This is a genomic window from Gilliamella sp. WF3-4, assembly GCF_001690275.1.
GTDB lineage: Bacteria > Pseudomonadota > Gammaproteobacteria > Enterobacterales > Orbaceae > Gilliamella > Gilliamella apicola_C.
Genome location: NZ_LZGW01000045.1, coordinates 107,762 through 132,928, shown reverse-complemented (window position 1 = coordinate 132,928; position 25,167 = coordinate 107,762). Strand labels below are relative to the sequence as shown.

Annotated in this window: 22 protein-coding genes; 10 read left to right on the top strand and 12 right to left on the bottom strand. The window is 35.7% G+C overall.

The annotated features are described in order from the left end of the window. Positions 1–120: 120 nt before the first annotated feature. The 3 genes from A9G47_RS09805 to A9G47_RS09795 are packed head-to-tail and all read left to right on the top strand — an operon-like array spanning position 121 to position 3,682. Positions 121–1,245 carry a glycosyltransferase family 4 protein gene (locus A9G47_RS09805; RefSeq protein ID WP_065642780.1) on the top strand — a complete coding sequence of 375 codons (1,125 nt, stop codon included), beginning with the start codon at positions 121–123 and terminating at the stop codon, positions 1,243–1,245. Further along, complete coding sequence (gene rfaP / locus A9G47_RS09800) at positions 1,238–2,041, top strand: lipopolysaccharide core heptose(I) kinase RfaP (protein ID WP_176700700.1); 804 nt, start codon at positions 1,238–1,240, stop codon at positions 2,039–2,041. The genes A9G47_RS09805 and rfaP overlap by 8 nt, the downstream gene beginning before the upstream one ends. Before the next feature lie 12 nt (positions 2,042–2,053). Continuing rightward, on the top strand, positions 2,054–3,682 hold the full coding sequence (locus tag A9G47_RS09795; protein ID WP_065642778.1) for a DUF2813 domain-containing protein: 1,629 nt from the start codon (positions 2,054–2,056) through the stop codon (positions 3,680–3,682). Positions 3,683–3,758: 76 nt separating this feature from the next. Here the strand turns inward: A9G47_RS09795 and ettA are convergent, their stop codons facing one another. The 3 genes from ettA to nfsB form a co-directional block, all read right to left on the bottom strand. Next, a complete protein-coding gene (gene ettA / locus A9G47_RS09790; RefSeq protein WP_065567746.1) occupies positions 3,759–5,426 on the bottom strand; it encodes an energy-dependent translational throttle protein EttA in 1,668 nt (555 codons plus the stop codon). 1,143 nt (positions 5,427–6,569) lie between these two features. Continuing rightward, positions 6,570–8,141: a hypothetical protein gene (locus tag A9G47_RS09780; RefSeq protein ID WP_065642777.1), complete on the bottom strand. Its 1,572-nt coding sequence runs from the start codon at positions 8,139–8,141 to the stop codon at positions 6,570–6,572. Positions 8,142–8,481: 340 nt separating this feature from the next. Further along, positions 8,482–9,126, bottom strand: coding sequence for an oxygen-insensitive NAD(P)H nitroreductase (gene nfsB / locus A9G47_RS09775; RefSeq protein ID WP_065642776.1), 645 nt, complete (start codon positions 9,124–9,126; stop codon positions 8,482–8,484). A 413-nt stretch (positions 9,127–9,539) separates the two neighbouring features. Here nfsB and leuA point away from each other — a divergent pair, with 413 nt between their 5' ends. From leuA to A9G47_RS09750, 5 genes are all read left to right on the top strand, one after another. Then, positions 9,540–11,087, top strand: a complete 1,548-nt coding sequence (leuA, locus tag A9G47_RS09770) for a 2-isopropylmalate synthase (RefSeq protein WP_065567750.1) — start codon at positions 9,540–9,542, stop codon at positions 11,085–11,087. Between the two features lie 67 nt (positions 11,088–11,154). Next, entirely contained in the window at positions 11,155–12,234 is a 1,080-nt protein-coding gene (gene leuB, locus A9G47_RS09765; protein WP_065567751.1) for a 3-isopropylmalate dehydrogenase, read from the top strand. Between the two features lie 161 nt (positions 12,235–12,395). Beyond that, complete coding sequence (gene leuC, locus A9G47_RS09760; protein ID WP_065567752.1) at positions 12,396–13,796, top strand: 3-isopropylmalate dehydratase large subunit; 1,401 nt, start codon at positions 12,396–12,398, stop codon at positions 13,794–13,796. 13 nt (positions 13,797–13,809) lie between these two features. Further along, entirely contained in the window at positions 13,810–14,412 is a 603-nt protein-coding gene (gene leuD, locus A9G47_RS09755) for a 3-isopropylmalate dehydratase small subunit (protein WP_065567753.1), read from the top strand. A gap of 51 nt (positions 14,413–14,463) precedes the next feature. After that, positions 14,464–15,228, top strand: coding sequence for a class I SAM-dependent methyltransferase (locus A9G47_RS09750; RefSeq protein ID WP_065580905.1), 765 nt, complete (start codon positions 14,464–14,466; stop codon positions 15,226–15,228). A 30-nt stretch (positions 15,229–15,258) separates the two neighbouring features. Here the strand turns inward: A9G47_RS09750 and A9G47_RS09745 are convergent, their stop codons facing one another. The 5 genes from A9G47_RS09745 to yccX form a co-directional block, all read right to left on the bottom strand. Further along, the gene (locus A9G47_RS09745; RefSeq protein ID WP_065642775.1) at positions 15,259–16,677 is read right to left on the bottom strand and encodes an RNA polymerase factor sigma-54; all 1,419 of its coding nucleotides are present in this window, start codon (positions 16,675–16,677) and stop codon (positions 15,259–15,261) included. Further along, positions 16,674–17,399 carry an LPS export ABC transporter ATP-binding protein gene (gene lptB, locus A9G47_RS09740; protein WP_065567756.1) on the bottom strand — a complete coding sequence of 242 codons (726 nt, stop codon included), beginning with the start codon at positions 17,397–17,399 and terminating at the stop codon, positions 16,674–16,676. Before lptB ends, A9G47_RS09745 begins: the two co-directional genes overlap by 4 nt. Before the next feature lies 1 nt (position 17,400). Further along, positions 17,401–17,943 carry a lipopolysaccharide transport periplasmic protein LptA gene (lptA, locus tag A9G47_RS09735; protein ID WP_081297864.1) on the bottom strand — a complete coding sequence of 181 codons (543 nt, stop codon included), beginning with the start codon at positions 17,941–17,943 and terminating at the stop codon, positions 17,401–17,403. A gap of 3 nt (positions 17,944–17,946) precedes the next feature. Then, positions 17,947–18,510 (bottom strand): LPS export ABC transporter periplasmic protein LptC, encoded by a 564-nt coding sequence (gene lptC, locus A9G47_RS09730; RefSeq protein ID WP_065642774.1) that lies wholly within the window; start codon positions 18,508–18,510, stop codon positions 17,947–17,949. A gap of 81 nt (positions 18,511–18,591) precedes the next feature. Beyond that, positions 18,592–18,870: an acylphosphatase gene (yccX, locus tag A9G47_RS09725; protein ID WP_141673640.1), complete on the bottom strand. Its 279-nt coding sequence runs from the start codon at positions 18,868–18,870 to the stop codon at positions 18,592–18,594. 379 nt (positions 18,871–19,249) lie between these two features. Here yccX and A9G47_RS09720 point away from each other — a divergent pair, with 379 nt between their 5' ends. Both A9G47_RS09720 and A9G47_RS09715 read left to right on the top strand, forming a co-directional pair. Further along, on the top strand, positions 19,250–19,492 hold the full coding sequence (locus A9G47_RS09720) for a hypothetical protein (protein WP_065567758.1): 243 nt from the start codon (positions 19,250–19,252) through the stop codon (positions 19,490–19,492). A 252-nt stretch (positions 19,493–19,744) separates the two neighbouring features. Next, positions 19,745–20,251: a CHAP domain-containing protein gene (locus A9G47_RS09715; RefSeq protein WP_218057016.1), complete on the top strand. Its 507-nt coding sequence runs from the start codon at positions 19,745–19,747 to the stop codon at positions 20,249–20,251. A 91-nt stretch (positions 20,252–20,342) separates the two neighbouring features. Here the strand turns inward: A9G47_RS09715 and A9G47_RS09710 are convergent, their stop codons facing one another. The 4 genes from A9G47_RS09710 to A9G47_RS09695 form a co-directional block, all read right to left on the bottom strand. Continuing rightward, on the bottom strand, positions 20,343–21,026 hold the full coding sequence (locus A9G47_RS09710; protein ID WP_065567760.1) for a GntR family transcriptional regulator: 684 nt from the start codon (positions 21,024–21,026) through the stop codon (positions 20,343–20,345). 193 nt (positions 21,027–21,219) lie between these two features. Further along, positions 21,220–22,701, bottom strand: coding sequence for a mannitol dehydrogenase family protein (locus A9G47_RS09705; RefSeq protein ID WP_065642773.1), 1,482 nt, complete (start codon positions 22,699–22,701; stop codon positions 21,220–21,222). 26 nt (positions 22,702–22,727) lie between these two features. Further along, positions 22,728–24,074: an MFS transporter gene (locus tag A9G47_RS09700; protein ID WP_065580902.1), complete on the bottom strand. Its 1,347-nt coding sequence runs from the start codon at positions 24,072–24,074 to the stop codon at positions 22,728–22,730. Between the two features lie 62 nt (positions 24,075–24,136). Then, a complete protein-coding gene (locus tag A9G47_RS09695) occupies positions 24,137–25,153 on the bottom strand; it encodes a Zn-dependent oxidoreductase (RefSeq protein ID WP_065580901.1) in 1,017 nt (338 codons plus the stop codon). Positions 25,154–25,167: the final 14 nt, after the last annotated feature.

Here is a 25,167-nt window from a genome sequence, read left to right as displayed (position 1 = left end):
TTCAATAAAATCAATAGCTTTTCTGACTGATTTTTGTTCTTCTTTTATTAAAATCAGCTATTTTTGCACCTTGCTTATCAACAAGTATATAATACCCCTTTCAAACTTGAGGCAACCTGCATGCAACTAGCATTTTGTATCTATAAATATTTTCCTTTTGGTGGCTTACAACGTGATTTTTTGCAAATAGCTAGGGCTTGTCAAGCTCGTGGCCACCACGTCCGGATCTATGTAATGGCATGGCAAGGTGATAAGCCTGCTGGATTTGATATTATCTTGGTTCCAAAAAAAGGCTTATCTAACCATAATCGTAATCAATCTTATTACCATTGGGTAAAAGCTCATTTGCAAGTAAACCCCGTCGATTGTGTAGTTGGGTTTAATAAAATGCCTGACTTAGATGTCTATTTTGCGGGCGATACCTGTTATGCAGATAAAGTGGCCCATAAAGGCTTTTTATATAAGTTATCAAAACGCTGTAAACACTATTTAGCCTTTGAAGATGCGGTGTTTAATCAACATAGCCAAACTAAAGTGATGCTTTTAACTAAGCAGCAAATCGCTGACTTTGTTAAATATTATCATACTGATCTATCAAGGTTTTATCTGTTACCGCCTGGCATTGCTCAAGATCGCCAATATAATGCTGAGTCGATCGCTAAAGGCAAGCAATTTAGACAAACCAATCAAATTGATGAACACAGTTTTGTGATTGTGCAAATTGGCTCGGATTTTAAACGCAAAGGCGTTGATCGTTCACTAACCGCCATTGCGACTTTACCCTATGAACTAAAGCAAAAAGTTACTTTTTTAGTGGTAGGGCAAGACAAACCAGAAGCCTATCAAAAACAAGCAAAACAACTGGGGATTGATCAGCAAGTCCGTTTTTTAGCGGGCCGTGATGACATTGCCGATATTTTATTTTCAGCTAATTTACTATTGCATCCAGCAAGGCAAGAAGCTGCTGGTATGGTTTTAGTCGAAGGATTAGCTGCTGGTGTCCCCGTTATTGTATCGGGTGTTTCGGGATATGCTTATCACATACACGATGCCAAGGCTGGTGTGGTTCTTGCTGAGCCTTTTGTACAATCGGATCTCAATCAGGCCGTTAAAAATGCTATCACTAATCACGATCAATTATTAACATGGCATCATAATGCGATTAACTACGGGAAAACGGCTGATCTATACGATTTAGCCACGCGCGCCACCGATATTATTTTAGGTTGTAACGATGATGAATGAAATAAAACTCAAATCGCCTTTTCAGCAATTATGGACAGGTAAAGATCCCTTTGCAGAAATCGAGTTAATCTCGGGTAAAGTATATCGTGCTGTTAAGCAACGTAAAACGCTAAATTTTGAGCTTGAGGGTGAATCTTATTTTATTAAAATTCATCGGGGTACAACGGTTAAAGAGATTATTAAAAACCTCATATCGTTACGTCTACCCGTGTTAGATGCCAAGCAAGAATGGGATGCCATTCATCGTTTAGCGCAAGCTGGCGTTAATACTATGGATGGGCGAGCATTTGGCCGTAAAGGTTTAAATCCACTAACACGCCATTCGTTTATTATTACCAAAGATCTTAATCCAACAATTAGTTTAGAAGATTTTACCAAGCCATGGCTCACTCAGCCACCTAGCTATCATTTAAAGCGTTCTTTAATTATTTATTTAGCGAAAATGGTGGCAAAAATGCACGCTTCGGGGGTTAATCATCGTGATTGTTATTTGTGTCATTTTTTGTTGGATTTACCCTTATTTGAAAATAAACAACAAATTAAATTATCGGTTATTGATTTGCACCGAGCACAAACTCGCAATAAAGTACCAACCCGTTGGCGAGATAAAGATCTTATTGGGCTGTATTTTTCGTCGACTAAAATTGGCTTGACTAACCGCGATATTCTTTTATTTTTAAAAGTTTATTTTGATAAATCGTTAAAAACCATTTTGCAAGAACAACAACCACTAATTAACAGTGCACACAAAAAATCGGAGCGAATTCGTAAGCGAACCGAAAAATACCATCTTTAAATAAGGATTGCTATGTTTATTGAACAAATTGATATTTGTGGGTTTAAAGGTATCAGCCAGCTATCGTTAAAATTCAATGCAAGTTCTAGCGTACTAATAGGCGAAAACCGTTGGGGGCGATCAAGTTTAATTAGCGCTTTACAACTGTTATCACTCAATAATAAGTTTTATCAATTTGTTGATTCTGATTTTTATCATGACCAACACGACGGTAATGTCGATAAGATCACCATTACCGTCACTTATTGCCAATCGCATTTAAATGAGTTAAACCATAAAGATTATCAGCCATTACGCGCTGTTGCCTATCTATCAACACAAGATAACCTGCATCGCATTACTTATCAAATTTCGGCTAATAAACAAAACAATCAAATTATCACACAACATAAATTGCTCAATTTACAAGGCAAACCATGTAATATTGAAAATGAAAGATCGTTAATTGCACTTTTAATCAGCTTAAATCCAGTTATGGCGCTTAAAAATGCTATGGATCAAGCCCAATTACCTATTACTAATCAGCCACAATCTGAAAAAAACATTGAGCAACTTTCCTGCCAATTAAAAGCACATTGCGCCAAATTAACGCAAGATGAATTAGCTCGGGGTCTGCAAGCTGCACGCTCATTATTAGAATATTACTTTGCCGATCAAACGCACCGCTATCATTATAAGCAATCCCCCCTAAAAAGCTCGCCAAGCGCAGAGGATTGGAACGTTTTAGAACAAATTAATGATATATTAGACAATTTTGATAATGATTATTTACGGACGGTATTTTTAGGCATTTTTGGATCGATTATTGATGCTAAAGGCGATTATTCACTTTTACAAAGTTCAATGCCGATTTTAATTTTACAAGAGCCTGAAAGTTCGCTACACCCCATCATTTTATCTGTCGCATTTCGGTTACTAAAAAACTTCCCTACACAAAAAATTATTACCTCAAACTCAAGTGATTTAGTCTCATTATTTCCATTAGAAAGTCTTTACCGATTAATTCGCTTGCCTGATAAAATTGTCGCAAAACATATTACTGCTACATCATTAAGTATGAGTGATAGTCGCCGTATTGTGTTTCATATTCTTTATCGACGCTCTAGTGCATTATTTGCTCGTTGTTGGCTATTAGTTGAAGGTGAAACCGAAGTTTGGTTATTACGTGAATTAGCAAAGCAAAGTGGTTATCATTTGAGCTCTGAAGGCGTTCAGCTAATTGAGTTTGCACAATGTGGGTTAAAACCACTGATAAAATATGCCAATAAAATGGGAATTCATTGGTATGTTATTACTGATGGCGATATGGCGGGTAAAAAATATGAAGATACCGTCAAATCACTGGGAGGTGAAGATAAAGATCCTAATGACTACTTAACCGTTTTACCCGCTCGTGATATTGAAAATTTTTTATTTAAACATGGATTTAGTCATGTTTATAAACTTGCTGCTTACAACACAACACAGCATATCGATCTACCTGTACATCAAATTATTCAAAAAGCCATCCATAAAAGCTCAAAGCCAGATCTCGCTATTGCTATTTGTGATGATGCAAAAGCACGGGGAATAACTGCCATCCCACGCTTGCTCACTGACACCTTTGCCAAAATCATTAAAGCATCTAAAAATGGGCTTTAAACTATCTGAAAAACGATATCAGGAAAGTAACGCTATTCCGCCAACAGACATTGGCGGAATGAAATGAAAATTAAACCTATTTAGTGATTCGCTTATATTTAGCACGTTTAGGCTCTAATGCCTCAGCGCCGAGTGTACGTTTTTTCCATTCTTCGTATTCAGTAAAATTACCTTCAAAGAATTCAACATGTCCTTCGTCCTGATAATCCAAAATGTGAGTCGCAATGCGATCAAGGAACCAGCGATCGTGTGAAATAACTAATGCACACCCCGGAAATTCTAACAGAGCATTTTCAAGTGCACGCAATGTTTCAACATCTAAATCATTGGTCGGCTCATCAAGCAGCAAAACATTGCCACCCACTTGCAATAATTTGGCTAAATGTACGCGCCCTCTTTCACCACCTGAAAGTTCACCAACACGTTTTTGCTGATCAACCCCCTTAAAGTTAAAACGACCAACATAAGCCCGACTAGGAATTTCAAAATTGCCGATACGCATAATATCTTGACCGTTTGAGATTTCATCCCAAACCGTTTTTTTATCATCCATATTATCGCGGAACTGATCAACCGAAGCTAACTGCACGGTTTCACCTAAAGTAATGGTTCCTGAATCAGGTTGTTCTTTACCTGATAGCATTCTAAATAGTGTTGATTTCCCAGCTCCATTTGGACCTATAATACCAACAATTGCCCCCTTGGGAATGCTAAAAGACAGATTATCAATCAGTACCCGATCGCCATACGATTTAGTTAAATTATTAACCTCGATCACTTTATCCCCTAAACGTTGCCCAGGTGGAATAAACAATTCATTCGTTTCATTACGTTTTTGGTAATCGTTGCTATTAAGTTCTTCAAACCTTGCTAAACGAGCTTTACTTTTGGCTTGACGGCCTTTTGGATTTTGTCTAACCCACTCAAGCTCTTTTTCAATCGATTTTCGGCGAGCCGATTCCGTTGAGGCTTCTTGTGCTAAACGCTGATCTTTCTGTTCAAGCCAAGATGAGTAGTTACCTTCCCATGGAATACCCTCACCACGGTCAAGTTCTAAAATCCAACCTGCCACATTATCTAAAAAGTAACGGTCATGAGTAACGGCCACAACAGTACCTTCGTAATCATGTAAAAATCGCTCTAGCCATGCAACCGATTCAGCATCTAAATGGTTGGTTGGTTCGTCAATTAATAACATATCAGGTCTTTCAAGTAACAACTGACAAATTGCCACTCGACGGCGTTCACCACCAGATAATGTTTCAATTTTGGCATCCCAAGCAGGTAAGCGTAATGCATCGGCTGCCCGCTCTAATTGATTATCAAGGTTATGGGCATCTTGCGCTTGGATAATTGCTTCAAGCTCCGCTTGCTCTTTGGCTAATTTATCAAAATCGGCATCAGGATCAGCATAAGCGGCGTATACCTCATCTAGTCGAGCAAGTGCTTTTTTAGCATCACCAACGGCTTGCTCAACCGCTTCGCGCACGGTTTGCTTAGGATCAAGCTTAGGCTCTTGCGGTAAATAGCCAATCTTAATATCAGGTTGTGGTCGGGCTTCGCCTTCAATTTCAGTATCAACACCCGCCATAATGCGTAATAATGTTGATTTACCTGCCCCATTTAAACCCAGCACCCCAATTTTAGCTCCTGGGAAAAAACTTAAAGAAATATCTTTTAAAATATAGCGTTTAGGGGGAACAATCTTCCCTACTCGATTCATGGTATAAACATATTGCGCCATAAAATATCGTCCGTTTATTTTGTTAAAAGATGGTAAACTAAATGTCTACTACATAATTGATAGCGTATATTGTAACGATTCTACTTCTTGGGTCTAGGCTTATTTGTAATAATCTGACTAATTGCTTATACATCAATAAATTAAAAATAATAACCGTTTAAATTATCAACACCACAAAAAATGACGAATTAATGCACAAACACCACGCAGCTCTCTTTATGCGCAAAATAATAGTATTAACATTATCTTGTTTTGAAAAAACAGTGTAATTTTGTACACTAGCCCAATAAGGCTTGGTACTCCAGTTGTCAAAAGAGATATCATCACAGACAAAATCACTATTTGGTTGGTTGAGCAAAACATGCCTAAGAAACAACAGCTTTGGCTGTTAGATAGTAAGCACCGCTGCCACCTAAAAAAACCAATTGCTCTAGGCTCTCCATCTTAAATAGATAAAATGCCATTATCACTGGTTAAGATGATTTTATAAGATACATAACAGAGATCTGATTCTGTACTTACATTAACTGTTTTCCATCAATATTTTATACGTCCAAGGTAAGATCACTTGTTACAGAGATTGAGTTATCTCCATCATCTTCTTGCCAAAATCTGTTGATTGAAATTAAATCCTTTAATGGAATCATAGAATTTATTGGGGAAATAAATTTCTCTATCTCTTTTACTTTTTGACCTACAACAGGAGCCAGTGGGGTTATCTTCCGATGAAAAATTATTACCAATGCTATATATTACCTATCATCTGACAATTTAATATTTAATAGCGCATCAGTCGAGTTAGCTATAATTTCCCTCTTCAAAAGTTAAGTAAGAAGCGTTGCCGTGGATCGTTTTTGTTGTAGTTACTATTTTGTTGTAGTTACTATTTTATTATAGTTACTAATAATGCAGTCGCTTGAAAGGATGCCATTAAAATATCAATATGGTTCCAAACACATAACACTTCACTTTCAAGATAATAAGTTATAATTGATAAATATATTTTAGATACCAAGACACCATGAGCATTCTCCAACTAGAGGTAATGCTCACCATCAGCAGAAAAGCTATCAAATAATAGGGTTATAAAATAAATAACCCAATAATATAACCTAAACAAATAACTATTCTAGTATTAATTTTCTAGGGGATATTCTCGCCTCGACAAAATGTTTGAGCGGACTGACTACCATCAAGAGTATATCGATCACCTATAATATAACCTGCTAGAGGCCGTCCACTAATAGAAAAAGGCTTATCGGCTCGGTACATTTCAGATGTCCAAATAAATGACCCGAGGCTATAATTCTTATATCCCGAGACGGCTCCCCATTCTCCTAGAAATGTACCTAAATCACGGGAAGGTCTATATGTCCCTTGTGTAGGAAGTGTAGCAGTACCTTCTGGTAAATCAGCATCAAGTGAATTAATTAATTCATTCCTTCTATACAGATATTTTTGCCGCCAAGCTTTTCCTGCGTCAGAAAAATCATTAACTTGATCTCGTGTTGTTGCTGGTATTGCATGACCATCAATAATTTTACGACATTCATCAAACGCCGGGTACTTATCCTTTTCAATAAAACCTTTACTTTCACTAGAATTATTATGATCAACAAGAATTGCCCATTTCTCAGGTATCGGAAGAGTCACTTTACCAATATTTATCCAACTATTACCATTATCTTCTGTGTACTCCATATTAATGGATAATGGGGTCTTCGGTTTAAGACGACTATTATAAGTAATATTACAACCTGCACCCAATGCTTTATTTCCGTTTCCTGACAAAGTTACCCAATTAGTGATATTGCTCTCATCAAGTATACAACGGTATTTTGACTGATTACCCCCTGAACCGATTAAGTTAAACTTAACCCCTTCGAAACCAGTAATAGGTCGAAATGACTCGGCTATAAATCCTACACGAGATCGATTAGCCTCATTATAACCAGCACCATTCCAGATTGCAGAGTTATAACCTTTAGGATATTTAGTTACATCTCCAGCCTCTAAATAAACATCAATACGATCTGGTTGAGCGTAGCATAATTTTGGACCACCTAAAAGCATAACTTGGTAAGCAATTTGAGGTTTGCTACCATAATCATTAGTATTGGGAATACCATACTTGGTGGTTGCAGCGACATCTTTTATACTTAATTCTAAGGTATAAGGCCCTCCGCATTGTGTTAATTCCTGATTTAAATCGCTCACAACTTCTTCATAGCCATCTTTCCAAGTTGCCTTTAACGAACCAAGAACAGTTGCGTTCTCAGCTATAGAGGCATCACCATCATCGTCTACTACTTGTAGTAATGTAGCGATGTCATGTTCTTTGCTGTCCGCGGCAACCAGAGCAATAATATCTGATAATTTTGTACCCTCTGGAACTCTTAACGGTTTTCCACCGTACGAGATTGAATCCATAATACCAATTTGTTTTAATTCACCATTATTTGTTTCACTTGGTATCTTCAAGCCAAGTAGCTCATTTAAGCTGTTCAGCTTATTGCCAACTTGGTTATCCTGATTTGCCTTAAAGTGCAAATAAGGCTTGTTGCCCTGAATCTCTTTTGTTGTGGTTGCGGTTAGTGCAATGACATTATCTGATATCGTTATCCCTAACAATAAAGTAGCAATTGCTTGTAACGCATAACGCTTTTTTTGCAATTGTGGTAGTGTTGTTTGTAAGGCTAGTTGAGCTATTTTCATTATTTTTCTTCGCTGACTAAATTATTTGACTTTGTTTGATGCTTTAAACGTAGTAGTTTAACTAAATTCAATAGCAGATTTAAAAAACTTTTTAAAAAACCAAATTAATCTATAACTATTTATACGATATAGGCGATTAAGTATAATCAAAATATAGTGATAATTTAAAGCAAAAAATAATTTTTTTTGTTAAGATTTGTAAAGAAGCTCAAAATAATAACAATTTTTATATCGCAGGTATATTAATTCTAATTAAGTAGAATAAAAACAAAGAAATGGCAAAAGAACCTCCGCCTTATTACAGCTTTAAGCGGAGGGTACAATTTGTGATCTTATTATTTTACAAAAAAGTAAAAAGTTGCTCTTTGGGTAGGCGTGATTTTGGTCGGTGAGCATTTCCGTCATTTTTGGCTCGATAACCTAATGTTGCTACCACGACACTTTTAAGCCCTTTACTTTTAAGCTCTAAAATTTCATCCATTTTAGTAGCATCATACCCTTCAATAGCGGTTGTATCCACGCCAATTGCCGCTGCGGCAAAAAGTAATTGCCCTAAGGCAAGATAGATTTGTTTACTTTCCCAACATTGTTGTGATTCAATGGTCGCGCTATTGAGTGTGACAAAGTGCCGACGACCTTGATCTTGTGCTTGTTTAAGATCCGCCGATGGATATCGACCATCTTTATCTTCTTGATTCAACAAATTGACCAAATAGGTTTCATCTAATGGCGTTTTAATGCAAAAAACAATAGTATGGGAAGCGCCTGTTATTCTTGGCTGATTAAATTCAGCAATAGCAGGTAAGATTTTGTTCTTGGCTGCATCGTTATCAATAACATAAAAATGCCATGGCTGTGAATTAACCGATGATGGGCTGTTTCTTAAAACGGTTAACAATTGGTCAAATTGGTCAGTTGGAATTTTTTTAGTTTGATCATAGTGTTTGGTCGTATAACGTTTTTGAGAAATATCAACTATATTCATAATATTCATCCTCAATAAAAGAAAGATAGCACTATTATAAGCTTAGCCATAAATTGCTCAACTTATTTATGCAATAGATAAATTGATTGTAGTTGTTAAGCCTTTTTCTATTCCGTTTGATAACACGTCTTATTTTAAATAATTATTGACACAACTTATATCATTTGGTAAAAATATAATCAATTCACTTTTTAATTAGTTAAATTTAGGAATTCGTGTGTTGATTAAATTATACTCTCTCCTCCTCAGCCTTCTTCTCGCATCATTTTGCGCGGATGGCTTGTGTGTGGAGTAAAAAAGATAGTTTATTAAACAACTCGACAGATTAACAAGAACCCGCGCTAAAGTGCGGGTTTTTTGTTTTTTAACTTGAAATACCGAGATAGCGCTAAAATATATAATAAGGAAAAACAATGAGCGATCATGTCATTATTTTTGATACCACACTACGTGATGGTGAACAAGCATTACAAGCAAGTTTGAGTGTTAAAGAAAAACTACAAATTGCGCTAGCGTTAGAAAGAATGCGAGTTGATGTAATGGAAGTTGGTTTTCCCATTTCATCACCAGGTGATTTTGAATCAGTACAGACGATTGCTAAAACAATAAAAGATAGCCGAGTTTGTGCTTTATCTCGATGTGTCGATAAAGATATTGATGTTGCAGCAGAAGCCTTAAAGGTTGCTGATGAGTTTCGTATTCATACCTTTATGGCAACATCAACTTTACACGTCAAAGATAAATTAAAAATGACATTTGATGATGTCATTGAACGAGCAGTGCACTGTATTAAGCGTGCACGTAATTATACTAATGATGTGGAGTTTTCTTGTGAAGATGCAGGCCGTACCCCAATTGATAACTTATGTAGGATCGTTGAAGCAGCAATTAAAGCGGGGGCAAAAACGATCAATATTCCAGATACTGTCGGTTATACTGTCCCTTATCAATTTGGTGGCATTATTCATACCTTATTTGAACGTGTCCCAAACATTGATCAGGCGATTATCTCTGTTCATTGCCATGATGACTTGGGCATGTCGGTGGCTAACTCGATTAGCGCGATTCAAGAAGGTGCTAGGCAGATTGAAGGGGCGATGAATGGCTTAGGCGAACGTGCGGGTAACACCGCACTTGAAGAAGTCATCATGGCCATTAAAATCCGTCAAAATATATTAAATGTTCATACCAATATTAATCATCAAGAGATTTATCGTACCAGTCAAATAGTAAGCCAAATAACCAATACACCAATTCCAGCTAACAAAGCTGTTATTGGTAGTAATGCTTTTGCCCACTCCTCAGGGATCCACCAAGATGGTGTGCTAAAAAATCGAGAAACATACGAAATTATGACACCTGAATCAATCGGGTTAAATCAAATTCAATTAAATTTAACATCTCGATCAGGGCGAGCTGCTGTTAAACATCGCCTTGAAGAATTAGGTTATCACGATAAAGATTATAATTTAGATCAACTCTATGAAGCATTTTTAGAACTTGCCGATAAAAAAGGTCAAGTTTTTGATTATGATCTAGAAGCATTAATATTTATCAATCAACTAAAAGATGAAAAAGAGCATTATGTTTTGGATTACTTCAATGTTCAATCTGGCTCAACCGTTGTATCTACAGCATCGGTTAGTTTGATCATTGGAGATAACAAATTTTCCGATGCCGCAACGGGTAATGGACCTGTTGATGCTGTTTACCAAGCCATAAATCGCATTACTGGTGAACCTATTTCAATAGTCAAATATCAATTAGCGTCTAAAGGACAAGGCGAAAATGCCTTAGGACAAGTTGATATTGTTGCCGATTATAAAGGGCGTAAATTCCATGGTGTTGGACTTGCAACCGATATTGTTCACTCATCAGCGCTCGCATTAATTAATGTATTAAATAATGTGTATAGAGCAAATCAAGTTGCACAAGAAAAACAAAAATTACACCATGATTAATATTATATTATTTTGTTAATTGTTGAACAAAATAATCAGATTAAATGAGATTATAAAGGAATAAAATATGTCACAAAACTACCATATTGCAGTGCTTCCTGGTGATGGTATTGGTCCAGAAGTAATGAAACAAGCTTATAAAGTGCTTGAAGTTATCCGTAAAAAATATCAACTTGCCATTACGACCAGTGAATATGATGTTGGTGGTGCAGCAATTGATATTCATGGCTGCCCATTACCGAAAGAAACACTAGAAGGATGCGAAAAAGCTGATGCGATTTTATTTGGATCTGTTGGCGGGCCTAAATGGACTAACTTACCACCAGACCAACAACCTGAACGCGGTGCATTATTACCACTACGCAAACATTTCAAATTATTTGCTAATATGCGCCCTGCTCGTTTATATCAAGGTTTAGAAGATCTTTGCCCATTACGCACCGATATTGCTGAGCGTGGTTTTGATATTTTATGCATGCGCGAATTAACTGGTGGTATCTATTTTGGTTTGCCAAAAGGTCGCGAAGGTAGCGGTGCTCAAGAAAAGGCTTTTGATACTGAAGTGTATCACCGATTTGAAATTGAACGAATCGCTAAAATGGGTTTTGAAGCAGCTCGCTTACGCCGAAAAAAAGTGACGTCAATTGATAAAGCCAATGTACTACAAACCTCAATTTTATGGCGTGAAGTGGTTAGCGAAGTCGCTAAAAACTATCCCGATGTTACACTTGAGCATATGTATATCGATAATGCTACGATGCAATTAGTTAAAGATCCTTCACAATTTGACGTAATTTTATGTTCAAATTTATTTGGTGATATTTTGTCTGATGAATGCGCTATGATAACTGGCTCAATGGGTATGTTACCGTCGGCTAGCTTAAACGAGCAAGGTTTTGGACTATATGAGCCAGCAGGTGGTAGTGCGCCAGATATTGCGGGTAAAAACATAGCCAATCCAGCTGCACAAATCTTGTCATTGGCATTATTAGTTCGTTACAGTTTCAAACGTGATGATATTGCATCAGCTATCGAAACCGCAGTAAATAAAGCATTAGAGCAAGGCTACCGTACTATTGATTTAGCCCAAAAAGAACAACCGATTTCAACTGACGAAATGGGAGACATAATTTGTAAGCTCATTTAATCAGATTGATGTTATTTATTGTATCACTTAGGGATAAGCCAAGTAGGCAGAATAAACAACTACTTGTATCCCTCTTAAATGCGACTAATTAAGCTTAGTATTCATAAAATTATGTCTAAAACCCAACGCAGTTAAGTTGTAAAAATAATAAGGAATATGCAATGTCAAAAACACTGTATCAAAAATTATATGATGCACACGTCGTTTATGAAGCACCAAACGAAACACCCATATTATATATTGATCGTCATTTAGTTCATGAAGTCACCTCTCCACAAGCCTTTGATGGTTTGCGTGCCATGAATCGTAAAGTTCGTCAGCCTCATAAAACTTTTGCGACGATGGATCATAATACTTCAACCAAAAGTAATGATTTAAATGCTTGTAGCGAAATGGCGCGCATTCAATTAACTGAACTGGCAAAAAACGCCAAAGAGTTTGGTGTTTCGTTATATGATTTACAAAGCCCATTACGTGGTATTGTCCATGTAGTTGGACCAGAACAAGGAATGACATTACCGGGTATGACAATCGTTTGTGGCGATTCACATACCGCAACCCATGGTGCCTTTGGTGCATTAGCTTTTGGCATTGGTACTTCCGAAGTTGAACATGTGTTAGCCACTCAAACCTTAAAACAAGGCAGAGCTAAAACCATGAAAATCGAAGTCAAAGGTCAAGTTGCTGACGGAATCACCGCCAAAGATATTATCTTAGCGATTATTGGCAAAACCACTAGCGCGGGTGGTACAGGGCATGTGGTTGAATTTTGTGGAGATGCAATTAAAGCATTATCAATGGAAGGCCGCATGACATTATGCAATATGGCAATCGAAATGGGTGCTAAAGCTGGCATAATTGCACCAGATGAAGTCACGTTTGAGTACTTAAAAGATCGTCAATTTTCACCAAAAGGTGAAGACTTCAACAAAGCGGTTGCTTATTGGAAAACACTAAAAACCGACGAAGGTGCACATTTTGATACCGTTGTGACGTTAGAAGGCAAAGATATCGCACCACAAGTTACTTGGGGAACTAATCCGGGTCAAGTAACTTCAATTGACGCAACCGTGCCGAACCCTGATCATTTTGCTGATCCTATTGAAAAACATTCTGCCGAGCGTGCATTAACTTATATGGGATTAACTGCTGGCACCAAAATGACAGATATTAAAATCAATAAAGTGTTTATTGGTTCTTGTACAAACTCACGTATAGAAGATTTACGAGCTGCTGCACAAATTGCTAAAGGCCGTAAAGTCGCTGAAGGTGTACAAGCATTAGTTGTACCCGGTTCAGGACCAGTAAAAGAACAAGCTGAAGCCGAAGGGTTAGATAAAATCTTTATTGATGCAGGATTTGAATGGCGCTTACCGGGTTGCTCTATGTGTCTTGCAATGAACGATGATAAATTAGCACCAGAAGATCGCTGTGCATCAACCAGCAACCGTAATTTTGAAGGTCGCCAAGGGCGTGATGCTAGAACACATTTGGTTAGCCCAGCAATGGCAGCTGCCGCAGCGATTACTGGTCATTTTACAGATATTCGCAAACCATTTTAAGGAGAGAGCTGTCATGGCAAAATTTACAAAACATACTGGGCTAGTCGTTCCTTTGGATGCGGCTAATGTTGATACAGATGCAATCATTCCAAAACAGTTTTTACAGAAAGTAACACGCACTGGATTTGGTAAACATGCCTTTCATGAATGGCGCTTTTTAGATGATGCTGGCGAGCAGCCTAACCCTGAATTTGTCTTGAATAAACCCCGCTATAAAGGCGCCAGCATTTTATTGGCGCGAGAAAATTTCGGTTGTGGCTCTTCTCGTGAACATGCGCCATGGGCGCTTGCCGATTATGGATTTAAAGCCATTATAGGCTCAAGCTTTGCCGATATCTTTTATAATAACTCATTTAACAATCAGTTATTATTGGTTAATTTATCCGAAGCCGATGTCGATGAACTATTTAAAATTGTTGAAGCGAATGAAGGTATTGAATTTACCATTGACTTAGTTAATGAGATCGTCACGGCTGGAGACAAGCAATATCCATTTAAAATTGATGCCTTTAAACGTCACTGTTTACTAAATGGTTTAGATAATATTGGTTTAACCTTACAACATGAAGAAGCGATTAGCGACTTTGAACAGAAAATCCCGTCATTTTTAGCTTAATTTCAACTTTTGGGCGTTTATTTGCGCCCAATCCAATAATGAGAATCACCAATGGCAACACATCATGATAATGTAAAACAGCAGTTTGGCGAACAAGCCAATGCTTATTTAACCAGTAAAGTACATGCGCAAGGACCTGATCTTGAATATTTATCTAACCTACTTATCCCACATTCCGAGGCAAATCTACTTGATATGGGATGTGGCGCAGGTCATGTCAGTTTTATTGCAGCAAAATATGTTAAACATGTTACTGCCTATGATCTTTCAAATGAAATGTTATCGGTTGTCGCGCAAACAGCAAAAGAGCGCGGTTTACAAAATATAACCGTTAAGCAAGGTTATGCTGAATATCCCCCTTTTGCTGATAATCAATTTGATATTGTTGTCAGCCGTTATTCAGCACATCACTGGCATGATGTAGGTAAAAGCATTCGACAGCTCCATCGAATAACTAAACCTGGTGGTAAATTAATTATTATGGATGTTGTTTCACCTGGTCATCCTGTATTAGATGTTTGGCTACAAACTGTTGAAGCCTTGCGTGACACATCACACGTTCGTGACTATACCCCCGGTGAATGGTTAACCTTTTTAACTGAAGCGGGTTTCATCATTAATAATATAGCTCGCCACCGTTTAACACTCTCTTTTGATACATGGGTTAAACGAATGCGTACTCCTGAACAGTTAATTGAGGCAATACGAATTTACCAAGAAACCGCAGCTGACGATACAAAAAGTTATTTTGAACTTCAAGCTGATGGTTCTTTTACTACGGATATGATGATTATTGAAACTAAAAAAGTCATTTAAAATAATCCGTTGCCGTAAACAGTTTTAAATTTAAAGCTGTTTACGTTGACTTGATGGTGGAATTGATAAAGCTTCACGGTATTTTGCTACGGTTCGGCGAGCAATAATAATACCTTGTTCTTCAAGTAACGAAACTAATTTGCTATCACTCAGTGGCTTTTTACTATCTTCTGCTGATATATATTTTTTAATTAAAGCACGAATAGCCGTCGACGAGGCTTCACCGCCTGACTGTGTGTTTACATGGCTAGAAAAAAAGAATTTTAATTCAAATATGCCCGTCGGGCATTGTAAATATTTTTGAGTTGTTACTCGAGAAACCGTTGACTCATGCATTTCAATTGCGCTTGCAACATCAGATAAAATCATTGGCCTCATATATTCTGTGCCCAGTTCGAAAAACTCCCGCTGATGTTCTACAATAAATTGACTTACTTTAAGTAAAGTTTCATTGCGATTTTCAATACTTTTAATAAACCAATTCGCATTTTGCAAATGTGATCGGATATATTGGCTATCGCTTTCGCTTACTGTCTTTTCCATCGCCGCATATTGCTGATTTATGCGTAGGGTCGGCATTATGTCATTATTCAAATCAACAACCCAGCTTCCATTCACTTTTTTTACTAAAACATCAGGTATCACATAATCTGGCGCAGACATATTAATAAAATCACCGGGATAGGGCTGTAAGTGTTGTATAAAATCGACGGCCTCTTTTAACTGCTCATCGTTAGCATTTAATACTTTTTTTAACGTTCTATAATCACGATTTGCTAATAAATCTAAATAATTATCAATAATTAATTTAACAAGTGGTGGCGACACTAAATGTTGAGTTTGAATAGACAAACACTCCTGCAATGTTCTTGCACCAACACCAATGGGATCAAAATTCCATATTCTTTTTAATACGGCTTCAACTTCAGCTAATTCAATTTCATCATTACCTTGTTCTTCAAGTATTTCTTCAGTTGAAACAGTTAAATAGCCTCGTTCATCTATAGCTTCAATAAGAGAAACGGCAATCGCCCGATCAATTTCACTAAAAGGAGTTAGCTCAAGTTGCCACTCTAAATAATCATGTAGCGTTTCGTGGGTTTCGCCCTGATAAATAGGCAATTCATCATTGCGATAATCGGAATTAGTACCAGATGGGGTCCCTGCGGTATAAATATCATCTAAAGATGCATCAAGTGGAATATTGTCAGGAATTTCTTGGCTATCTAAGGCATCACGCGTATCAATATGTTCAATTTCATCATTTTGTTTAACGCTAATTTCATCATATTGATCGGCAATTTCCAGTAATGGGTTATTTTCAAGTTCAGTTTGAATTTCTTGCTGTAATTCTAAAGTTGACAACTGCAATAATCGGATCGCCAATTGTAATTGTGGCGTCATAGATAATTGTTGAGAGACATTCAGTTGTAAACTGGGTTTGCTCATAATCTGAACTCATTTCCTAAGTAAACACGTTTTACATCTTCGTTACTTAAAATGCTACTCGGTGTACCTTCTGCAATTAAATGACCTTTACTAACAATATAAGCTCGCTCACAAACATCTAATGTTTCACGAACATTATGGTCAGTTATTAAAACGCCCAGCCCACGATCACGTAAATGCTTGATGATATTTTTAATATCTATTACCGAAATCGGATCCACTCCAGCAAAAGGTTCATCAAGCAAAATAAATTTAGGATTAGCGGCTAATGCCCTTGCTATTTCAACTCGTCGCCTTTCACCTCCAGATAGCGATTGCCCTATGCTGTCACGGATATGGGTAATATGAAACTCTTCAAGTAATTCTTCAGCACGGTCTATTTTTTCTTTTTTATCAATATCTTTCCGTGTTTCTAAAATTGCCATAATGTTATCAATTACAGACAATTTTCTAAAAATTGAGGCTTCTTGCGGTAAATAGCCAATCCCTTTTTGTGCTCGTTCGTGTAACGGTAAAATGCTAATATCATGATCATCAAGATAGATTTTTCCTGCATTTAAGGTCACAATACCAACCACCATATAGAACGTCGTCGTTTTACCGGCACCATTTGGTCCTAATAGCCCAACAATCTCGCCAGAATTAACAGTTAAGCTCACATCTTCAACTACACGTCGTTTTTTGTATACTTTAGCTAAATTTTCCGCTTTTAAAATTGACATTTTATTTGTTCATCTCTTTAACTTGGCTTGGGATGATAGTGCTTTTTACCCGTCTATTTTTACCTGGTTGAGCAAATATTTGCTGTTTTTTAATATCATAAGTAATCAGATCACTAACAATATGATTATCTTGTTGAAATAATTCGGCATGACCTTGTAGCACAATATTATTTTGTTTTACATTATAAATTACTTGCGCTGACTGTCCTGTTACGATCTTATTTTTTTTCGGTAAAATTTGCTTATAACTTACAGGATTACCATAAGCCGTGATTTTTTGTTTTTCTGCGTTTTGCATATCAGTGATTACAACTTTATCAGCTTTTATCGTTAACCCATCTTGAACAATAACAACGTTACCAATAAATGTAATCGTATTATTTTCAATGTCAATCTGCTGATTATCTGCATCAATCGCAACAGGTTTGTTATCGGCAAAAATTTTTGAATTTTCTGATTGCGTAATGGATTCATTTGCAAAACTACTTAAAGAGATAGGTAGCAATAAAATTAATGAAAAAACAACTTGTTTTAGCGAACTCATATTTTATTTTGCCTCAGTATTATAATATGTTTTTACATTTTCAAGTATATTAGCTGTTTTTGCATGTAAATCCCCAGCTAATCCAACACCTGTTGAATAAAACCCCACTCCATTAATAATGACAGGATCTTTTGATGTCACTATCTGTGAAGTTAAATCAACCACTGCATTATCTGTTTTTACTTGTTTTAATTGGGCTTCTTGTGTCAAATTATCTAACTGCACATCAGTATAAAGGTAAAGAAGTTTATCATTAGTCAGCTCTGCTTTCTTCGCTTTTATATGCCATGTAGCGACATGATTTTGATCATAAAGAGTCAAATTAGGCAAATCAAATGCTGTCTTACCGGCATCATCAAAATATCTAACATTGCTTGATTCGATTTTATATACAAGTTCGCCAGATAAATCGTAAATATCTGTTAACATGTCATCACTTTGATAAATCGGCTTATCTGATGTATTTTTAGCTAATTGACTTATTGCCTCATCTCCTTTTTGATAATTGTAATAAACACCAATAACAATGACGAGAAGTAAAAAACAGATCAGATTTTTTTTATTCATAACATATGTTAATCACATTAATAAGAAATTATTATTTCAAATGCCCAAAATTTTATTTATTTTACTTTATTTTTTATTAAATTAATATCGCACATTGAAAGAAGTTAAATCGTTTTGTGGCTTTAACTCAACTATATTGACAAGTGAAATGCTTGCTGATGCAGGACCGCCATTTTCAATCCATTTTATTAATTTGCTTATTTGTAAATTATCACCTTGAGCTATAATCTCAACATCACCATTATCTAAATTTTGAACATAACCAACTAAATTCAGTTTTTGGGCTTGCTGATAAGTAAAAAAACGAAATCCTACACCTTGCACACGACCGTTAACATTTATTTTAACTTTCTTAATCATTTTGCAACCCCATTTTATTATAATTCAAATATATTTATCTTAATGATGAAATACTAATTTAGATTGAAAATACAGAACATAATTTTTTATCATGGTTAAATAGCTTATATAAAAATAAATACTATAGTTAAATGTTAGATTAATTAATAATCTAACAATTATTAAGTTTTTACTTATCGACTAAATTTTAGTTTTTTAACAAAATAAACAATAATAAATAATTAAAACAATGGAAATAAATATGTTATTAAAATATAAAAAAGTTTTTTTACTTTAACTATTATCAGTATTAAGCTACTATACACTTAATTCATGTGCTTTTGCTAATGTTGAAATTGATAAACAGAAAATTAGCAAAGTTTTTGATGAATTTAATAGTGTGAAAGTCTATTATAATGGTAGCATCAATAATGTAAGTGGAAGAAATATTGCTAAAGACGGCTATAACTTAGGTCTGAAATATCAATGTGTTGAATTTATCAAACGTTATTATTATCAACGCTTCAATCACAAAATGCCCAATAGCTATGGGCATGCAAAAGAGTTCTTTGACCCTTCGATCGTTGATGGAAAATGGATAATAGAAGGTTTTGGCGTTTTAGGTTATTTACATAAAATGTAATATATTAATATTATATAAAATAACATCATTTTCAAATACATGACTTAATAACAATACGTTAATAAGCCTGTCACAATCGATGGGTATTACTTTATTTTTTAATAAAAAAGAAAGATAGTTATAAAAACATAATAGGAAAAATAAATTCTTATAATGAGAAATATAATATTATTCAAATACAAAAAAACATTATTCTTTGTCATTTTATCAATACTTACTTATTACGTTTTTTACACATATGTTTACCCTGATATGCAAGTTGATAAAGAAAAAATAGGCAAAGTTGTTGATCAATTCAATGGTGTTGATGTTTATTATAATGGTAGTACTGGTAATGTTAGTGGTCGTAATCTAACTAAAGACGGCTATAACTTAGGCCAAAAGTACCAATGCGTTGAATTTATTAAACGTTATTATTATCAACGTTTTAATCACAAAATGCCAGATAGTTATGGTCATGCTAAAAATTACTTCGATGAATCAATTCCTGATGGTCAGCTTAATCCTAAACGTAATTTATTACAATTTCATAATGGTTCGCCAACTAAACCACAAGTTGAAGATATTATTGTTTTTGGTTGGTCAAGATATGGTCATGTTGCCATTATTAGCAAAGTTAGCGATAACGAAATTGAAATTATTCAACAAAACCCTGGTCCCAACAAAAGCAGTCGTGCAACTTATCCATTAATTTTTAATAAGGGATTATGGAAAGTAGATAGTTTCCGTATTTTAGGTTATTTACGTAAAAATAAATAATTGCCTGCACCAGAGTAAACTACAACAAAAAAAAACAAATGGCATAGTTACAGAAAATATTCAAAATAATAATTCAGATTTTTAATCAAGATTAATCAACAAACCATTCATTCTTCTGTTTTGATACTATTTTTATAGTCTCCAAAATAGCCGATAAATGTTCATGTAGAGCAATTGCGGCAAGTTCTGGATCATGCTTTTTCAAAGCCATCAGAATTTTTTCATGTTGTTTAACCAGATCATCGGGTGACGAAATTTCTTCCAACGAGAGAAATCTAACTCTATCCATCATTGCCTTAATATTTTCAACACTTTCCCATGCTAACTGGCAATCTATCACATTCATTAGAATTTGATGAAATTCATCGTCTTTTTCAAGAAAATAATGAAAGTTTTTTTGTTTATTCGCCTCTTTTTGCTCCTCAAGATTTTTTTGCAACAATAAAATATGCAAATCGTTAATTTCTATCGCCGCTCGCCTGATAATTGCACATTCAATCGCATCTCGAATAAATTGTCCATCAATGACTTTCTTAATAGAGATTTTAGTTACAAATGTTCCTCGCTGAGGTAAAATTTGAACCAATCCTGCTTCTGCTAGCTTAATAAATGCTTCTCGAACTGGCTGTCTAGAAACATTAAACTGGCTAGAAATTTCTTTTTCTGAGAGTAAAACACCAGGTAATATCTGACAGGTAATAATAGCTTTTCTTAATTTGCGGTAGATTTGCTGATTAACGGGTTCAGAAGTATTTAAGTCGATAGGTGTAAACATATACCATTCTTATGTTAAGAAAAATAAAAACAAGAATAGTAGGTGATTTTTAAATAGAAGAAAAGCTTTTTTGATAGACAATTACCAATAATCACCAATAAAAAGTTATCTGGGCTAAATGAAAAGTGTAATTGCTCTTACGAGCAATTACACTTTTTTTCTTATTAATTATGTTAGTTGTGTTAGTAATGATTTAGTAAATTCTTTCTAATTGTTTAACCGACTGTTTAGCGCCAATATCCCGTAAAGACAAATAAGCTTTAATGACCTTTTCAACAAAACATGGATTGTTAGGCAAATCATCACCAAATACTTGTGATAATGACAATAATGATTTTACTCGCTCTTGATTATCATTGCTATTTGCCACTAATTCTTTCAACTTATCAGCCATTGGATCACTTACCTCAATTGCCTTACCTGCATCGTCTACGCCACTGACATATCGCATCCAAGCAGCTACACCTAATGCTAAACAATCAAACTGTGTACCATTTTTTAAATGGAAACGAATGGAATCAAGCATCCGTTGCGATAATTTTAATGTACCATCCATGGCGATTTGCCAAGTCCGATGTTTTAAACCCGTGTTACGATAACGATCAAGTAAACAATCAGCATAAGCTTGTAAATCCACACCTTTGACACGTAGCGTTGTTGCTTGTTCATTAATCATCAAATGCCTTGCAGCTTTAACATAACTAGGATCTTGCATACATTCATCAATATGTAAATAACCCGCTAAATATCCTAAATAAGCAAGAAACGAGTGGCTACCATTTAACATTCTTAATTTCATTTCTTCATATGGTAATACATCAGTTACTAGCTCAGCGCCAGCTTTTTGCCAATCAGGGCGGCCTGCAACAAAATTATCTTCAATCACCCATTGCTTAAAAGGCTCGCCAGCCACACCAGCTGGATCTTCGATACCTCCTAGTTGTTTTTTTATTTTTTCCATGGTTTCTGGTGTCACTGCTGGCACAATGCGATCAACCATAGTTGATGGAAAGGTAACATTATCATCGATCCAACTAGCTAAATTTCGATCACGCTGTTTGGCTAGCGCTAAAACAACGTTTCGTGTCACATGGCCGTTTTCTGGCATATTATCACAAGACATAACGGTAAACGGTTTTAGACCTTTTTCTTTACGCATTCGCAATGCTTCAACAATCACTCCTGGTAATGTTTTTGGGGTAGCCGGATTGTCAATATCGTGCTTAATAAGCGGGTTATTTAGATCAATTGATGCTGTTGAAGGTAAATAACAATACCCCTTTTCAGTGACTGTTATTGAAACAATTGCTATTTCTGGGCGTGTCATTACTTCTAATACTTTGGCAATGCCATCTATATCTGCATGTAATGCTTCTTTAACAACACCAACAACACGAGTAGACCAGTTGTCATATGACATTTCACAAACACTAAATAGATAATCTTGTTCTTTTAAATCGGCTATTTGTTTTTCACCACCAATTAAATTAACTTCACAATATCCCCAATTACAACCATGTTTAGTTGCTACAATATCGGTAAACACAGCTTGGTGAGCACGGTGAAATGCGCCAAATCCAAGATGAACCATTTTGGTTTTAAGATTGTTTCTATCATAACTTGGTATAACTACTTTTTCAGGTAGTTGTGATAAAGTTTGGTTTGATAATCTCATTATTTTTCCTTCAATATCTTAAATTATTATGCGGCATCATTTAAATCAGATAAATTACGATCTTTTACTTCTGGCATAAAAATCGCAGATACCAAGCCGATACAAGAGTAAACAATAATCATAACTACAATTGGCCACCAATCGTTTACAACCTGACAGAAAATACCCGCCAACATAGGTCCAAAACCAACAGCGATAAGACCTCCTGCTTCTTTAGATATAGCCATTTGAGTAAAGCGATTACGAGCGCCAAACATTTCAGCCATGGTGATATTTTCTAGTGCAAATAATCCTAATACTGCAACATTGTGAATAACAATTAAACATAACATTATGGTACTGACCGAATAATTTTTATCAACAATAATAGATAACATTGGATAAGCAAGAATAATTGCAGATACTGTCAAAAAAATATAAGGAATTCGTCGTCCAATTTTGTCAGATAACCATCCTAAAAAAGGAATAGAAGCAAATCCCACAATAGAACTAATCATTAATGCATCTGTCGGTATACTTTTTTCAAATAATAAAGCCTGCACTAAATAACCAGCTAAAAAAGTTTGAATTAGCCCCGAATTTCCCGCCTGTCCAAAACGTAACCCTGTTGCAAGCCAAAATGATCTACTTTTTATCATTTCAACTAATGAAATAGGTTTAATTAGTTGTTTATCATTAACTGAGTGAGTGTTTGCATCATTAACATTATCAAATACAGGGCTTTCTTTTAAATTCATTCGAAGCCATATAGCAAAGATCATAACAAGTGCACTAGCAAGAAAAGGAACTCGCCATCCCCATAAAATTAATTGTTCTTTATCTAAAAAGAAAAACATAATAGCCCAAATCGCAGTAGCGCTGAGTGTTCCGCAGTTTGTGCCCATTGCCACTAAAGAAGAAATGATTCCTCTTTTTCCCTTAGGAGCATATTCTGCAAGCATAGTGCCTGCACCAGAGATTTCAGCACCTGCACCCAAACCTTGAACAATACGCAAAATCACCAACATTAAAGGAGCCAAAATACCGACTTGAGTATAAGTCGGTAATACGCCAATTAATGTTGTGCAAATTCCCATCATAGTGATGGTTATAAATAAAACTTTTTTTCTCCCAATGGTATCTCCCAATCGCCCAAAAATAAAGGCACCAACGATACGGGCAATATATCCTGCACCATAGGTTCCCATTGCTAAGATTAGAGCCATAATTGCCGATTGCTCGGGAAAAAATATTTCATGAAATACGAGTGCAGCACCTAAAGAATACAATTGAAAATCCATAAATTCTAATGCTGTTCCAAGCCATCCTGAAACAGCTGCTTTAACTAAATCCGAAGCATTTCTTTCACATTTATTATTTCCTATATTACCCATATTTTACTCGCTTTATAATTTTGTATATAAAAAGGTCATTTATAAAACCGTTTTAAAAATCACTAACTAAAGGTTAGTAATACCTTGCAACACTGTTTTTGATCTTTTTCAAAAGTTTCAATAGCCTGAATAACTTTTATATAATCAAATCTGTGAGTAATTAATTTTTGCGGATCAATTAATTTTTCTTTTAGCCAATCAATTACAACTGGAAATTTTTTAGCATTTAATCGAGAAGAAAAAATAGATAACTCTTTACTTGTAATACTTTGCTGAGTTATCGGGCAGGCTTCACTTGAAAATCCCATAATCAAGATTCTTGCGGCTGGTGATGCAATAGTAATTGCTTCTTGTAAAATAGATGGATGACAGGCAGCATCAATAATAACTGTTGGTTTAATACTAAGCCTATCAAGTTCGTCTTTTAAAGATAAAGAGGTGTTGTTTATTACTCTATCAGCACCACTAATTTTTGCCATATTTAAACGCTCGTCAATCCGATCTACAACAATGACTTCTTTAACGTTATACACCCCTTTAAGGGCTTGAACTGATGTTAACCCCATCGGCCCTGCACCATAAATTAAAGCCACGTCATTTTCTGTTGGTTTTAAATGAGCGGTTACATTTGCTGCAATAGTAAATGGCTCAATCATCACAGCTGATTCATCACTGATTTCATCAGGTATAGTGTAAGCATTTTGACTTGGCACAACAGCATATTGGCTAAAGCCTCCATCACGATGCACACCCAATACAGTTAAAGATTCACACACATTAGGGCGACCTACTGAGCATGGATAACAATGCCCACAGCTAATAACGGGATCAACAGAGACCCTCTCCCCAATCCTTGCAATATCGACATTTTCACCGACATCATCAATAATTCCAAAAAATTCATGTCCTATGACTCTTGGGTATTTAGCAAACGGGTTATGTCCCCTATATATGTGGCTATCAGAACCACAAATTCCTGCCAATTTTACTTTTACTCTAACTTCACCTTTTGCTGGTTGAGGAACTTCTCGTTCCTCTATTATCAAGTCATTAGGTTGTTTGACTACAATGCTTTTCATATAAACTCCTATTA